Below are 488 nucleotides of genomic sequence, written 5' to 3' on the forward strand. Positions count from 1 at the left end.
TAGCGATGTTCCCGGTAGACTTAATGTTGCCTCTTCTATTTTGCTCCCTGGCCCCAGGGAGCAAAAGGTAGCCGGTCGCACAACTGGTGGGCATTTCAAGCGCGCCGATGTCGCGCTCGGTCCTCGACCGAGCGCTTGCAAAGCCACCAGACCGGTGATCGGGCGTGGTCAAGGCCGCGAGCCGCCGAAGGCGGTGGCGCAACGCGCCAGCCTTGAGCACGGTCGATCACCGGTCTATTTCACACCGCCGTTCCTTTATCCAACAGCGGCGGGCTTTCCGGTGATGTGTCGATCACGTGGGTTTGTGCTGCGTTTTCCCGGGAGCTAAACAACAGTGCGCTTGCTTGCTCGCTGCGCCACGATTTGAGTCGACGTTGAAGAGTTCGGAGTACTTTGCTCGGGTAAAGCCCGGGGCATTCTGCCTGAAGCTTGCAAAGGAGTTCGCTGCCGGTTCGCCACGGCTCGGCCTCGAACCATTCGCGCAGCTG

The 488-nt window shown here is 60.5% G+C and carries 1 pseudogene; it reads right to left on the reverse strand.

Going from position 1 to position 488, the window contains the following annotated elements:
* Window positions 1-239 precede the first annotated feature (239 nt).
* Window positions 240-488: pseudogene (locus AC0L3P_RS40050) on the reverse strand (hypothetical protein); the annotation flags it as partial.

This window comes from Bradyrhizobium sp. WSM4874 (assembly GCF_055811835.1).